The sequence below is a fragment of the Halomicrobium sp. IBSBa genome (assembly GCF_017612575.1).
Taxonomy (GTDB): Archaea; Halobacteriota; Halobacteria; order Halobacteriales; family Haloarculaceae; genus Halomicrobium.
On record NZ_JADPQC010000005.1, the window covers coordinates 55,504 to 69,515 of the forward strand.

At 66.6% G+C, this 14,012-nt stretch carries 14 protein-coding genes; 8 read left to right on the plus strand and 6 right to left on the minus strand.

What is annotated here, in order from left to right:
* Nucleotides 1–16: 16 nt before the first annotated feature.
* Complete coding sequence (gene secF, locus IL252_RS12905) at nucleotides 17–925, plus strand: protein translocase subunit SecF (RefSeq protein WP_208628313.1); 909 nt, start codon at nucleotides 17–19, stop codon at nucleotides 923–925.
* The gene (locus IL252_RS12910) at nucleotides 922–2,562 is read left to right on the plus strand and encodes a preprotein translocase subunit SecD (protein WP_208628314.1); all 1,641 of its coding nucleotides are present in this window, start codon (nucleotides 922–924) and stop codon (nucleotides 2,560–2,562) included. The genes secF and IL252_RS12910 overlap by 4 nt, the downstream gene beginning before the upstream one ends.
* Before the next feature lie 67 nt (nucleotides 2,563–2,629).
* Here IL252_RS12910 and rnhB read toward each other — a convergent pair whose 3' ends face one another.
* The gene (gene rnhB / locus IL252_RS12915) at nucleotides 2,630–3,262 is read right to left on the minus strand and encodes a ribonuclease HII (RefSeq protein ID WP_208628315.1); all 633 of its coding nucleotides are present in this window, start codon (nucleotides 3,260–3,262) and stop codon (nucleotides 2,630–2,632) included.
* Between the two features lie 42 nt (nucleotides 3,263–3,304).
* The gene (locus tag IL252_RS12920; protein WP_015762291.1) at nucleotides 3,305–3,916 is read right to left on the minus strand and encodes a translation initiation factor IF-2 subunit beta; all 612 of its coding nucleotides are present in this window, start codon (nucleotides 3,914–3,916) and stop codon (nucleotides 3,305–3,307) included.
* 239 nt (nucleotides 3,917–4,155) lie between these two features.
* Between IL252_RS12920 and IL252_RS12925 the strand changes: the two genes are divergently transcribed.
* Entirely contained in the window at nucleotides 4,156–5,079 is a 924-nt protein-coding gene (locus IL252_RS12925) for a DUF4397 domain-containing protein (RefSeq protein ID WP_208628316.1), read from the plus strand.
* A 192-nt stretch (nucleotides 5,080–5,271) separates the two neighbouring features.
* Here the strand turns inward: IL252_RS12925 and IL252_RS12930 are convergent, their stop codons facing one another.
* From IL252_RS12930 to IL252_RS12940, 3 genes are all read right to left on the minus strand, one after another.
* A complete protein-coding gene (locus IL252_RS12930; RefSeq protein ID WP_015762293.1) occupies nucleotides 5,272–5,466 on the minus strand; it encodes a cold-shock protein in 195 nt (64 codons plus the stop codon).
* Between the two features lie 204 nt (nucleotides 5,467–5,670).
* Nucleotides 5,671–6,741, minus strand: coding sequence for an SDR family oxidoreductase (locus tag IL252_RS12935; RefSeq protein ID WP_208628317.1), 1,071 nt, complete (start codon nucleotides 6,739–6,741; stop codon nucleotides 5,671–5,673).
* On the minus strand, nucleotides 6,741–8,321 hold the full coding sequence (locus tag IL252_RS12940; protein WP_208628318.1) for a succinic semialdehyde dehydrogenase: 1,581 nt from the start codon (nucleotides 8,319–8,321) through the stop codon (nucleotides 6,741–6,743). The genes IL252_RS12935 and IL252_RS12940 overlap by 1 nt, the downstream gene beginning before the upstream one ends.
* 511 nt (nucleotides 8,322–8,832) lie before the next feature.
* Here IL252_RS12940 and IL252_RS12945 point away from each other — a divergent pair.
* The 4 genes from IL252_RS12945 (at nucleotide 8,833) to udk (ending at nucleotide 11,701) form a co-directional block, all read left to right on the plus strand.
* Nucleotides 8,833–9,312 (plus strand): hypothetical protein, encoded by a 480-nt coding sequence (locus tag IL252_RS12945; RefSeq protein ID WP_208628319.1) that lies wholly within the window; start codon nucleotides 8,833–8,835, stop codon nucleotides 9,310–9,312.
* Between the two features lie 185 nt (nucleotides 9,313–9,497).
* Nucleotides 9,498–10,505 carry a deoxyhypusine synthase gene (locus tag IL252_RS12950; RefSeq protein ID WP_208628320.1) on the plus strand — a complete coding sequence of 336 codons (1,008 nt, stop codon included), beginning with the start codon at nucleotides 9,498–9,500 and terminating at the stop codon, nucleotides 10,503–10,505.
* Between the two features lie 50 nt (nucleotides 10,506–10,555).
* On the plus strand, nucleotides 10,556–10,906 hold the full coding sequence (locus IL252_RS12955; protein WP_208628321.1) for a hypothetical protein: 351 nt from the start codon (nucleotides 10,556–10,558) through the stop codon (nucleotides 10,904–10,906).
* 156 nt (nucleotides 10,907–11,062) lie between these two features.
* On the plus strand, nucleotides 11,063–11,701 hold the full coding sequence (gene udk / locus IL252_RS12960) for a uridine kinase (protein ID WP_208628322.1): 639 nt from the start codon (nucleotides 11,063–11,065) through the stop codon (nucleotides 11,699–11,701).
* Nucleotides 11,702–11,704: 3 nt separating this feature from the next.
* Here udk and IL252_RS12965 read toward each other — a convergent pair whose 3' ends face one another.
* The gene (locus IL252_RS12965; RefSeq protein ID WP_208628323.1) at nucleotides 11,705–13,237 is read right to left on the minus strand and encodes a hypothetical protein; all 1,533 of its coding nucleotides are present in this window, start codon (nucleotides 13,235–13,237) and stop codon (nucleotides 11,705–11,707) included.
* 185 nt (nucleotides 13,238–13,422) lie between these two features.
* On the opposite strand from IL252_RS12965, the gene IL252_RS12970 reads away from it, so the two are divergent.
* Entirely contained in the window at nucleotides 13,423–13,920 is a 498-nt protein-coding gene (locus IL252_RS12970; protein WP_208628324.1) for a GNAT family N-acetyltransferase, read from the plus strand.
* Nucleotides 13,921–14,012: the final 92 nt, after the last annotated feature.

Genomic DNA, 14,012 nt, shown 5'->3' on the forward strand with positions numbered 1-14,012 from the left:
TCGCACACCCACGCCCATGAACGCGTTCGAGGTACCGGAGGTCGACTACGACCAGTACACGAACCGCCAGCTGGCGGCCGTGCCGCTGGCGGTACTCGCCCTCGCGATACTGATTTTGGTCGGGTGGTCCCTGTTCGTGTCCGGATCGGTCGCGTCGCCCGGTGCGCCCGTCTCACCGGGGATCGACTTCACGGGTGGTTCCGAGCTGACAGTCGTCACGTCGATGTCCAAGGCAGAGATCGACGACGAGTTCGACACCGAACCGATCTCGGTCCAGCAGGCCGCCGAGAACGCGGAGGCCGAGACCGTCGGACCGAACGAGAATCAGTACATCGTCCGGTTCCAGTCGTTCGACACGCAGTCGCTGCGGGACCAGGCCCAGAGTGCCGACATGCAGCTCCTGTCGAGTTCCTCGACTTCTGCGACCTTCGGTGGTGACAACCAGACGACGGCGGTCGTCGGCGTGTTGATCGCCTTCGCCGGGATGAGTGCGATCGTCTTCGCGCTCTTTCGCTCGTTCGTCCCGAGCATCGCGGTCGTCGTCTCGGCGTTCTCCGACATCGTGATCCCGCTGGCGGCGATGAACGTCCTCGGGATCGAGCTGTCGCTGGGGACCGTCGCCGCGCTCCTCATGCTGATCGGTTACAGCGTCGACTCGGACATCCTGCTGAACAACCACATCCTGCGTCGCTCGGGGTCGTTCTACGAGAGCGTCCACCGCGCGATGGAGACCGGTGTGACGATGACGATCACGTCGCTGTCGGCGATGGCAGTGATGGCAGTGGTCGCCTCCTTCTTCAACATCCAGCTGATGGCCTCGATCGGGACTGTGCTGGTGATCGGGCTGGCGGCCGACCTGATGAACACCTACATGTTGAACCTCTCCTTGCTTCGCTGGTACAAGTTCGAGGGGGTGAACCGATGAGCGGGCTCCGCGACAACTGGCGGATCATCCTGCTGGTCGTGCTCGCCCTCGGGAGTACCGTGACGCTACTGGTGCCCGGCGCGACGGTCGCTACCGGCGACAACGCGACGGCCCAGCCCGACGGCGCGAACGCCTCCGCGGCTGGCATCACGAACCTCCAGTACGGGATCCAACTCGACGGCGGTTCGCGCATCCGGGCACCGATCGTCGGGACGACCGCCGAGAACGTCGGCATCCAGCCCGTCGGCGCGGGTGACGAGACCAACGAGACGATCGCCATCGAGGACGAACTCGTCTCGCAACTCGGCGTCGATCCCGTCGACGTGAACGCGCGAGCACCCAACGAGCCAAACGCCGACGGCACCGTCGAGGTGTACTCCGAGAACGTCACGCAGGCCGAACTCGCCGCCGCCCTGCAAGAACAGGGCTACGACGTGTCAGAGAGCGACGTTCGCGACGGCGTGACCCGAGCGACCCGCGACGAGATGGTCGAAGTCATCGACGAGAAGCTCTCCCAGTCCGCGCTCAGCGGCGGGAGCGTCCAGTCGGCCCAGTCGGCGACCGGACAGAACTTCGTCGTCATCGAGGCTCCGGGCCGTGACATCGACGAACTCCGCTCGATCGTCGCAAACCGCGGGATCGTCCGCGTGTACGGTGGCTACGCCGCCGACAACGGAACGTTCGTCCGCCAGCAGATCGTCAGTCGAGAGGACATCGACGGCATCGGAAACGCCCGCAAGGTCGACGGACAACAGGGGTACCAGGTCAGCGTCACGATTCGGGACGACGCGGTCGACCAGTTCCTCGAAGGGGTTCGGGCGACCGGACTCGACGAGCCAAACACCGCACGCGGGGCGATCAGATGCGGGTACAACGCCGAGAACCCGAACCAGAGCTCGGGCAAGTGTCTGATCGCGTCGCTGAACAACGAGGTCGTCACCGCCAAGGGCATCTCGCCGGGGCTGGTCGGGCTCTTTGCCGACGGGAGCTTTGCGAACGATCCGACCTTTGTCATCGAGACCAACACCCGCGAGGAAGCGCGCAACATCGAGCTCAGCCTGAAGGCGGGCCAGCCACTGCCCGCGCCGCTTGACTTCCAGAACGCACAGACCACCTCGCTGGAGCCGGCACTGGCAGACCAGTTCAAGACGAACTCGCTGATCACGGGTATCATCGCCGTCCTCGCGGTGTCGATCGCCGTCTACCTGCGCTACGGCGATCCCCGCGTTGCGGTCCCGATGATCGTCACTGCACTCTCTGAGGTGTTACTCCTGCTCGGGTTCGTTTCGGTCATCCAGTTCCCGCTGGACCTGTCACACATCGCCGGGTTCATCGCGGTGATCGGGACGGGGGTGGACGACCTGATCATCATCGCCGACGAGATCCTCCAGCGCGAGGGCGTCGCGACGGGACGGGTGTTCCAGAACCGCTTCCGCAAGGCCTTCTGGGTGATCGGAGCCGCCGCCGCGACGACGATCATCGCCATGAGCCCGCTGACGGTGCTGGGCCTCGGTGACCTCACCGGGTTCGCCATCATCACCATCGTCGGCGTCCTCATCGGCGTCCTGATCACGCGGCCGGCCTACGGTGACATCCTCCGCCGGCTGGTGCTTGACGAGGAAGAGCGAAGCGAGTAACACGACCACGCTTTTCGGCTCGAAGTCCCTCGCTGGAAGGCCGCGCGAATTGTTGGTGGCTGCGCGTTCAGAACGACGCCAGCGACGACTGTTCCGCGGCGGCCAGCACGTCGTCGCAGGTCGACCACGACGCCCGCGCGCAGTCGGGTAGATCGCCGTGCTCGTCGACGTAGCACTTCAGAAACTCGCGTGTCGTCGGATCACTCGGGTAGCCGCTCCCGACGGGGCCGTACTCCTCGGCCAGCGCCGCGACGTGGGCCTCGCGGGCGGACTTGGCGACGATACTGGCCGCCCCGACGAGCGGGTCGGTCTCGTCGGCCCCGTGTGCGGCCCCCAGGTCGATTTCGGCGTCGACCCGGTCGGCCACCCGCCGGCCGAACCGCTCGGCGTCCGTGTCGCCGGCGTCGACCAGCCCCGAGAGATCGTCCGTCGCGACTGCCGAGAGCGCCTCGGCGTGGGCGGCGACGGTCAGCGTGTTCATGTCCGTCTCGGGATCGTCGATTCGCGCCGGTGGAATCTCGGCGAGCCCGACCGTCGCGACAGACCGGATCGCCTCGGCCAGTCGCTCCCGTCGCTCGTCGGGGATTCCCTTCGAGTCACCGACGCCGTCGGGGAGGTCGCCGGGATCACAGCGGACCGCCGCGGCGAACATCGATCCCAGCACCGGTCCCTTTCCGGCCTCGTCGACGCCGAATCGCATCGCTCGTGGTGATGGTGTAGGTGATGAAAGTCGTTGCGGTGCTTATGCGAGCCGCGAGAAGGCCAGCGTCCCGCTGATGTTCTCGATGTAGATCTCCACTTCGTCGCCTTCCTGCGCGCCGGGGACGAAGATCGTGTACTTGCCCTTCTCGGCGACGCCGTCGCCCTCGCGGCCGGTGCCGGTGATCTTGACCTCGTAAGTCTCGCCCTCTTCGAGGGTCGGCCGGTCGGTCTGGGTGTTCTTGGTCGACTCCTTGGTGACCGGGCGGAAGGCACCGCAGGCCTCACAGCGGAGCATGTCGACGCCGTCCTCGGTGGTGAGTCGGGTGTCGGGCAGGCCACACTCCGAGCAGGTGACGTACTCGGCGACGTAGGCGTCGATAGCGGCCTCGAAGTCGCTGACGGCGAAGTCACCGTTGTAGCGGGCTTCGTTGCCGTCGAACTGGCCGTTGGTCCCGAACTCGCGCTGGATCGTCCGGTGGACGTGCTTTGCCTCTCGCGAGAGCGCGTCCGCGATGGCCTGGAGGTTCGTCAGTCGTGTGAACGCGCCGTCGGTCTGTCCTTCGGGGTCCGGAACCGACAGGCGTTCACCCGCGTCCCGCGGCTGGTCGGGGAGCGCGTCGAACGCCCGGTCGAGAGCTGCATCGTAGTTCATACCTAGGTCTCGCGACTGGGACGTATATGGGTTCCGTCGTCGCCCCGAGCGGCCGTCGTCGGGCGGATAACCCCTGCTTTCAGCGGCCGGCGGCTGGACGACGTGCCGGGATACGGTCGCGTTATTCTCGGATGCCAGTGGACAACGTGGGATTACCGCTCCCCGGGGCCGACGCCGACCCGCGGCCCTGCAAGATGGCGATTTATAACAAAACGGTGCTGGATCGACGACGCGAGTGTATGTCACGAAACGCACGGACGATCGGTGCGCTGATCGCGTCGCTACTGGTGGCCGGCAGTCTCCTGACGGCCGGCGGTGTCGTCGCGACACAGCTGGCCGACGACGACGCCGAGCCGGCGACACAGGACACGTCGTATCTCCGCGTCGCCCACGCTGCTCCCGACGCGCCGGCCGTCGATGTCACTGTCGACGACCAGACCGTCGTACAGAATCTCTCCTTCGGCGAGGTCGGTGACTACCTGACGCTGTCGGCGGGGACGTACAACGTCACGATCGCTACCAACGACACGGGAACCGTCGTCTTCGACGACACGGTGGCGCTCGACCCCCGGTCGGTCACGACCGTCGCCGCGGCCGGCGAGGTGAGCGGCGACGCGAGCGTTCCCTTCTCGCCGATCCGCTACGACGACAACGCCTACGAGCCGGCAGCCGGTGAGTCGGCGGTCAGCGTCCTCCACCTCTCGCCCGACGCGCCGGCCGTCGACGTGACCGTCGGCACGGGCAACGAGACGACGGTTCTCGCGGAGAACGTCTTCTACGGCGAGGCGTCGGACTACGTCACTGTCCCGGCCGGGAACTACACCGTCGACGTTCGCGAGGCGACCGCGGACAACGACGGACCGATCGTGGCGACGACCGAGATCGCACTGGACAACGGGAGCGCGCACTCCGCGCTAGCGATCGGGACCGTCGACGGTGAGAGCGAACCGTTCCAGGTGGTCCGCACGGAGGACGCGACCGTCGACGTGGATCTGCCGGACACCGAGACGCCGACGGCGACGATCACGCCACCGCCGGTCGACAACGCGACCGAGACGACCGGCGAGACCGCGACCGAGACTGAATCGGGAGAGCCCACGATGACGGAAGCGCCGTCGCCGACCGAGACTGCCGAGCCCGTCGAGACCGAAGCGGGTGCTTGAACGGGCAGTTGTCTATTTCGGCGACGACAGTGGCGTCGCTCTGGTCGGTGAGATCGGTGAAAACGTTGTCCGTCGCGCCGCGATGGCGGTCTGGAAGAGAAGCGCCGTCGCCGGCCGGCGGGAGACCCGCGACCGGTCTGGCCTCATACGCCGCGAAGCGGCGCGGTCAGCACCGACGGCAGCTCCGAAACGTTAGTTGCGGACGACGTTCGTCGCGCGGGGGCCTTTGTCGGCCTGTTCGATGTCGAAATCGACGTCTGTGCCTTCTTCGAGGTCCGGGCCGCCCACGTCTTCCATGTGGAAGAAAACGTCGTCGTCCGCATCCTCTGTCTCGATGAAACCGTAACCGCCTGTGTCGTTGAAGAAATCGACAGTACCGTTTGCCATTGCAATTAACGAAATGCCAGTCACAGGGATAAAGGCTTGCATTTCGTTTTCTTTGCTCCGATTCTGCTGGACGTTTGCTTTCCATACGTCGCCTTTCGCGCACATCGGCGACGGGTCGTCCACGATCGCGCCCAGTTTCTGTGGGTTCCACTCGCCTGTGGGCGAAAGCCGACGAAACAGCAGTTCTCGGACGACGACAGTCGTTCACACCATCGCACTGTCGTCGATCCCCGGGTGTTCGCGGGCGTAGGCGACCAGCCTGTCGGCGTAGCTCTCGAACAGCGGGCAGGCCACGCCCGTCCCCGACAGCGCTCGACGGGCGTTCGTGTCGGTGTAGGTCGTCGGGTGCGTGAGATACGGCATCGCTGCCGGTTCGAGGCCGTATCGCTCGGCGACCGCGGGGAGTCGCTCCAGCAACGCCGTCGAGAGTCCCGCGGTCCCGCGCAGCGGGACGACGGTCTGTCCGGTCGCTCGCCCGAACGCGCGCAGGATGCCGGCGACCGTCGGCGGGTGGGGGTTGCACAGCTGGTACACCTCGCCGACGGTGTCGGCCCGCGCGGACAGTGCCGCGATGGCGTCGACGACGAAGTCCCGTGGCACGACGTTCATGGTCGTCGGTGCCGCGGGTGCGGGCGCGACGGCGAGACGTGGCTGGCGACGGAGCACCGCGAGGAGGTAGTAGGGGCCGTCGTACTTCTGGGTCGCGCCGGTCTGGCTGTCGCCGACGGCGATCGCGGGTCGGTAGATCGTCGCCGGGAGGCCCGCGGCCATGCGCTCCTGGACGGCGACCTCGGCGGCGAACTTCGTCGCCTCGTAGTGGTTGTTGAACGACTGGCCCACGTCGAGGTCCTCGTGGGTGAACGTGCCGTCGTGGCGGCCGCTGACGTAGCAGGTGCTGACGTAGTGCAAGCGGTCGACGCCGGCCCGTTCGGCGAAGTCGAGCACGTGCTCGGTCCCGTCGACGTTGACCCGCTCGGCCAGCGCCCGCTCGACGCCGAGGTCGTACACCGCAGCCAGGTGATACACCGTCCGCGTCGCCGCTCGCAGCGACGCTGGGTCGTCGAGCCCGAGGTCGGGTTCGGTGATGTCGCCCTCGACGAGTCGGAGTCGTCCGGCCTCGACTCCGGCGGCCTCGGTCAGCGATCGCCGCCGTCGCCGGGCCTCCTCCCGGTATGCCGGCTGGACCAGACAGGTGATCTGTTCGTCGCCACGCTGTAGCAGCCGCTCGACCAGCGCCGACCCCAGGAAGCCGGGGAAGCCGGTGAGAAACTGCACTACGGTCCTCCTGGCCGGTGGCGACGCCACCAGCGCAGGGCCTCGACACCGGCCTGTGCCGCTCGCCCGATCCAGCGCTTGGGGACGCCGTCGACGGGAGCCAGCGGCGGCCCGCGCTGGGTCGTGACCGTCTGTGTCTCGGTGTACTTCTCGATCCCCTGGCGGCCGTGACGGCGACCGATCCCGGAGTCGCCGACGCCGCCCATCGGCGCGTCCGTCGAGGCCCACATTCCGAGGTAGCCGTCGTTGATCGAGACCGAACCGGCCTCGATCTGGCGGGCGACTCCTCGCCCGCGCTCGGTGTCGTCGGTCCAGACGCTGGCGTGGAGTCCGTAGTCGGTGTCGTTGGCGCGCGCGATCGCCTCCTCCCTGCCGGCGACCGGCGTCACCGACAGTACCGGCCCGAAGGTCTCCTCACGGGCGGCGTCGGCGTCTGCGGGCAGCCCCGTCAGCACCGTCGGCTCGTAACACAGCGGCCCCACGTCCTCGCGGCGCTGGCCGCCCGTCTCGACGGTCGCACCGCGCTCGCGGGCGTCGGCGACGTGAGCCTGGACGGTCTCCAGCTGGTGCTGTGCGATCAGTGACCCCACGTCCGGCTCGAAGTCGAAGCTCGCACCAACGTCGAGCCGTGCAGTCGCCCGGACCAGCGCGTCGCGGAAGTCGTCGTAGATCCGGTGGTCGACGAAGACGCGCTCGAAGGAGATACACAGCTGGCCGGCGTTCGCGAAGGCTCCGCGCGCGATCCCACGCGCGGCGTCGGCGATGTCCGCGTCCTCTAACACGACCGCCGGGTTCTTGCCGCCCAGCTCCAGGGACGCGTCGACGAGCTGTTGGCCGGCCAGCCCGGCGACGATCCGTCCGGTCGCCGTCGAGCCGGTGAACGTGAGGTGGTCGATCCCCTCGACGAGCGGCTCGCCCAGCGTCTCGCCGCGCCCGGTCACGACCTGGACGAGATCAGTCGGGACGCCGGCCCGATCCAGCAGTTCGACGGCCCGCAGCGCGGTAAACGGCGTCGCCTCGGCGGGCTTCAGCACGACGCCGTTGCCCGCGAGCAACGCCGGGAGCATGTCCGAGATGGCGAGTGTCAGGGGATAGTTCCAGGGCTCGATCAGCCCCACCACGCCGACCGGATCGTGATACTCCGTCGCCGTCGTCACCAGCGGGAGTCCGCCCGTTCGCTCGTCTGCGGCCAGATAGCCCGGCCCCTTTCGCGCGTAGTAGTCGGCGTTGAGGACCACGTCGAGCAGTTCTTCGAGGGCGTCGAAGCGGGCTTTCCCGGTCTCCAGCTGGACGGTGTCGAGCAGGCCGGCCCGGTCGTCGAGCATCTCGTCGGCGACGGACTGGACGATTGCCGCCCGCTGTTCGACCGGCCGCTCGGCCCACGCCGCTCCGGCCGCTCGGGCGCGCTCGATGGCAGTCTGCACGTCCTCGGCCGTACACAGCGGCACCGCCCCAACCCGCTCGCCGGTGTAGGGCGCAGTCACTTCGAGGTCGTCCCGTTCGCCCGTCCGGGTCACGCGGTTTCTGAGCCGTTCGCGCGTCCGTTCGGGCAGCCGTCGTGGCACGTCGACTGTGTTCACGGTCGTGATTGGGACTCGGGGCTGATGGGCTTTCGCCGGGGATCGGGTGCTGTGTTTAGACAAGAGATCGGGAGCGACAGTTCTGAAGCGCCGAGAGCGCTCGTGCAGTTGCAGTCCCGCAGCCCATGCGAACGGCGCAGTCGCTCGCGGATGCCGTCGGGGTTCCCGGAACGGGGCGCTCAGTTCCACCGATTGCTGATACGGACGGTTGTAGACGTTTACCCAGTCGACCGCACGACGGCGTGCGGTCGATCTGGTAAAGATCTACAACTTTCCGTATGAGGCGTGCCGAGCGCTTGCCGTGGTTGAATCTTGCCACACAGCTTGGAGTGGCACAGAATGGTTGGCACGCCTCTCTCATGCTGTCTCGAATCGGCTGGTATATGATTTGTAGTCCTCGGAGGGGGTTTGTCCTGATATTCCTAGATATTAAAATAATTCCGAGTGAGCCGAGCAATCGTTATCCATGATCGAGATTGATCTGACCATCGAATCGGAGCCAGAACCGACAATGCCCCTTCTCGTTCGCGGTGGTCTCCGAATCACCGTCGATGGACAACGAATCAACACCTACGAAGGGGAAACCGATCGTGAGTGGCTCTTCGACTGGTATCCCGAGTTTGTCGGTGAGATCCCACTCATCACACTCAGGGAACTCTGTCAGACTGTCGCGAGTATACTCTCCGACGAGATCCAGTTGTACGAGCCACAGCGTATCCATCTTCCGGAGACCAGCGACGCATTCGTCTGTGAACGGATCGGCGACGAGCACCTCCGTGTGGCGTTTCAGACTCCTGGTCGAGAAGCCAACCAGGCAACTCCGGCGTCAGCCTGTGGAGTCGCTGTTCGAGCAGACGAGTTTGGGACCGAACTGCGACGCTGTGGTGACGACTTCGAAGCGTCGCTGGATCGGTTCGGATTCAACGGGGCCGACGTGGAGTCGTTTCGAAACAGCCTCGAAGAGTTTCGGGTCACACTCGGTTCTCAGTGAAATGGGCCCACTTTCGGCGCGACCCATCTCTGGAATTTCCGCACTCCCTACGCACATCTACTTTGCAGAACACTGATACGAAATAACTGCTCGGTGAAACGTTCTCCGACATCCCCACACACAGCTGCTTATTTGAGGACCGTAGAACCGCGACGTTGAAAGCGCGGGGCCGTCGAGTACCGACAATGAGCGACGACGAGCGCGAGACCTTCAGCCACGATCCGATCGACCACGCGGACGTTCGCGGCGGGATGACCGTCGGCGAACTGGTCGAACAGTACGGCGCGGCGGGGATCGGCGCGGCGGACCTCCACGAGGCCGTCGACATCTTCGCGGCGATGTGTGACGACGACGTGACGACGTTCGTCGGGCTCGCGGGTGCGATGGTGCCCACCGGGATGCGGCAGGTCGTCGCCGACCTGATCCGGGACGGCCACGTCGACGCGCTGGTGACCACCGGCGCGAACCTCACCCACGACACGATCGAGGCTATCGGCGGCAAACACCACCACGGTGCGGTCCACGAGGAAGGCAAGACCGAGCGCGAGCACGACGAGAGCCTCCGCGACGAGGGCGTCGATCGCATCTACAACGTCTACCTCCCGCAGGAACACTTCGCGCTGTTCGAATCACACCTCCGCGACGAGGTCTTCCCGGTCCTCGCCGAGGAGTGTGACGACGGCGGCGTCTCCATCCAGCGCCTCACCGAGGAGCTGGGCCGGGCCAACGCCGCGGTCAACGAGTCCGAGGACATCGACGAGGGGGCCGGCATCGCCGCGGCGGCCTACGAGCACGACGTGCCGATCCACTGTCCGGCCGTTCAGGACTCCGTGCTGGGGCTCCAGTCGTGGATGTACTCACAGACCTCGCCGTTCACCCTGGACGCGCTTGGCGACATGACCGCGATCACCGATCTGGCCTACGAGGCCGACGAGGCCGGCGCGCTGGTCGTCGGCGGCGGCGTCCCGAAGAACTACGTCCTCCAGACGATGCTGGTCTCGCCCGACGCCTACGACTACGCGGTCCAGCTGACGATGGACCAGCCAAACACCGGCGGCCTCTCCGGCGCGACGCTGGACGAAGCCCGCTCCTGGGGGAAACTGGAGAAGGCCGCCCGCAACGCCTCGGTGTACGCCGACGCGACGATCACGCTGCCGCTGCTGGTCGCCGGAGCCCGCGAGCGGATCGAGTAGCTGTCGCCGGCTTCATCCTTATCACTCTGGATCGAGTATCGACACCGTGTATGGGCTCCGACGACCCGTCCCCCTGGCGTCTCGTCGTCCTCGCCGGCCTCGTCCTCGGCGGGGCCGCCCTGCTCGCGTGGCTGCCGGCGCTGTCCGTCCGCGGTGTCCGCGTTCCGACGGGCGTCGCCCTCGGTCTCGTCGCCGGGCTCGCACTCGTCCCGTCGATCGTCTCTCACCACCGGTCGGGTGAGACGAGAGAAGCTGTCCAGTGGGGACTGTTCGCGGTCGGCGTGCCGCTCTCGCTCACACAGCAGGGGCTCCTCACGTGGGTCGGCGTGGCCGCCGTGATCTTCAGTGTCGGTGTCGGACAAGAGGTCGATCGACGGCTCACCGGGGGGATGGTCTCCTGATACTACCGGCTGTCCATCTGTGAACGATTTCGCCGCCCCGGGGTGGCGAAGCTCTTCACGAAGTTACAGCCGGCAGTATGAGACGGAGTCCTGGCGCTCTCCCGATCGACCGAGATAGGAAATCTTTCGTACCGATACGACAGAGATGCCGTCTGGATGGCTGATGCATTCGTGCTCGGTATCGCCGGGGGGTCCGGCGCGGGCAAGTCGACGATCGCGAGGGATCTCTCGGCGGCGGTCGATCCGGAGATAACGATCATCTCGCTGGACGACTACTACGAGGACCTCTCCGAGCTTCCGCTCGCGGAACGCGAGGACCGCAACTTCGACCACCCGGACGCCATCGACTGGGACCGCCTCGTCGCGGACGTCGAGGCCCTCGCGCGCGGCGAGACGGTGACGGTGCCCCAGTACGATTTCGAGAGACACGCTCGCGCGCCGACCGCCAGGACGGTCGATCCGGGGCCGATCGTCGTGCTGGAGGGGATCTTCGCGCTGTACCACGACCGGATCGTCGCACAGCTCGATCTCGCGCTCTACGTCCAGACCGACGCCGACGTTCGCGTGCTCCGTCGCCTCCAGCGGGACGTGACCGAGCGCGGCCGCACCGTCGACGGCGTCGTCGAGCAGTACCTGTCGACGGTCAAGCCGATGCACGAGCAGTTCGTCGAGCCGACCAAGGAGAACGCGGACCTCATCGTCCCCGAGGGAACGAACCCGGCGGTCATCGACGTTCTCCGCGAGAAAGTCGTCAGTGAGATGGCCGCCCACAGAGAGGCCGCGACCGAGCTCTGACCGTTACTCGTCTGTCGCTGCGGACGCTTCGTCTGTCTCTCCGGTCGCCGTCGTCTCCTCGGCCTCGGCCGGCTCCGAGCTCTCGGACTCCGTCTGGGCCATCGCCTCGGCGTCGGCGGCCGCGGCCGCCTCGGCTGCCGTGCGCTCCTCGCCTCCGCCGATCACGTCGTACCTGAGCAGGAGCCACGCCGCCACGACGACGCCACCGGCGAGTGCGAACGCCAGTGAGACGGTGCCGACGCGACCGAACAGCTGGCCGACGATCCCCAGGAACAGCTCGATCATCGGCGCTGCCGACGCGTCGCCGCCCGCGATCTGCTGTGTGACGCTCCGTTCGACGAACGACTGCAGCGGCCCCAGCGCGAGGTAGATCGGGAGCCCGGCGGCCACGAGCGAGACGCCGAGCGAACCCGCGACGGTCTGGACCGAGCGGGTCGCGTAGTACAGCAGGCCCACGAGTGCCAGCCCGACCAGCGGGAGGACGAACACCAGCCGATCAAGCCAGGTGACTGCGGTCTGGGCGTCTTCGAGGCTCTGTCGCGTCGCGGGATCCATGTCCTCGGTCAGATCCAGCGTGTCGGGCAGTTGCTCGTCGAGCTGGGCTTCCGTCCGGTCACCGACAGCGGCCGCCGCCGCGGCCTTGTGGTCGTCGATCTCGGACTGGAACGTCTGGTAGCTCATGTCCGTCGTCAGCGCCTCCGCGAACGTCGCACGCATGTCGGTCGTCACCGCGTCGATCCCGTCGCTGTCGGCGTCGCTCGGTGCGACCGATTCGTTGATCGCGGTGAGTTGCGTGTCGACCTCTTGGTCGATCTCGTCGCCGCGCTCGTTCTCGACGCGCTCTCGCAGCGCCGCTCTGATCTCTGTCTCGTTGTCAGCGACGAGTTGCTCTTTCTCTTCTTCGGTGTACTCTCGCGGGTCGTAGTCGGGGATCACCAGCGCCAGCTTCTCGTCGTTGCTGGTGTTTTGCCAGGCCCGCTCGACGGCCTCGTCGAGGACCCGCTGGCGGATGTCGTCGCGGAAGTCGGCCTTCGCGGCCGCGTATCCGCTCTCGTTTGCGGTCATCTGCTCGACGGTGGACTCGTCGACGGGGCCGTCAAGCTCCGTCTCGGACTGTGCGAGCAGTTCCGGGACGGTCGCGTTGCGCACCTGTTCCTCGACCGCCGTCGACAGTTCGCTCTTGAGCGGTGCCGTGTCGACGGTGAGGTTCAGCGTCTCGCTGTTGCCGTGGAGATACGCGTACGTCGCCGCGACGTTGCGCTCGGTCTGGTTGGCCAGATACGACCGATCGATGCTCTCACGAAGCAGCGCCTCGGTGTCGACTCCCTCGGCGACGCCGGCAGAGACCTGACTGCTCGCCGTCGCTATCGTCGCGTTCTCGACGAGCTGATAGCCGCCTTCCTCCTCGATGGCCGTCTGGGTGAACCCCGGATCGAGGACGGTCAGGTGGGCCGCCGCCAGCAGATTGCCCGTGACGAGTGTCGAGGCCAGCAACAGTGTCACGACGACGACGGTGAACTTGCGAACGAGACTCATCGGGACCGCCTCCCTGTGCGTGCCTGCATCGCCGGGAACGTGTGCTGTCGACTGTGAACCATACGTCGGATACCCCCAATCTGTGAGCCCTCGACTTAGCCCTACCGGCGGGAGTATCACCTTTGACACTGATCGGTGGCGACGGCGGGGGTAACGCTATGGGGATCTCGCTCGTACCGTTACCCATGCCACCGAATGTCACGGTCCGGCCGGCGACAGAAGACGACGTGGCGGCGATTCGGCGGGTCGCACACGCCGCCTGGCACGCGACCTACCGGGACGTGTTCGACGAGGCGCGCATCGACGAGATGGTCGACGAGGGGTACGCACGGGACGTGCTCACGGAGCTGATCGCCCTCGACGAGGTCGGGCTGTTCGTGGCGACGGTCGAGGACGCGGTCGTCGGCTACGCCAGCTGTGGCATGACCGAGGCGATCGGTGTCGGCGATCTCGACATCTACGTCCACCCGGATTACTGGGGAGACGGCGTCGGAACGGCGCTTCTCGAACGGGGCCGCCAGCACCTCGCCGACATCGAGACGACGACGATCCGCGACGAGGTGCTGGTGGCCAACGAGGTCGGCAACGCCTTCTACGAGAAGCACTTCGAGCGCGTGGGTCAGCGGACCGTCGAGTTCGACGGCATCGAGCGGACGGTCAACGTCTACGAGGCGAGGGTGTAGCTCACCGAGCGACGATGAACGACGTGCTTGCGAGGGGGTCCCATGTGACCTGCACCCACTCCCGTTCGCTTTGACAGGGCTTAAACGGCCGA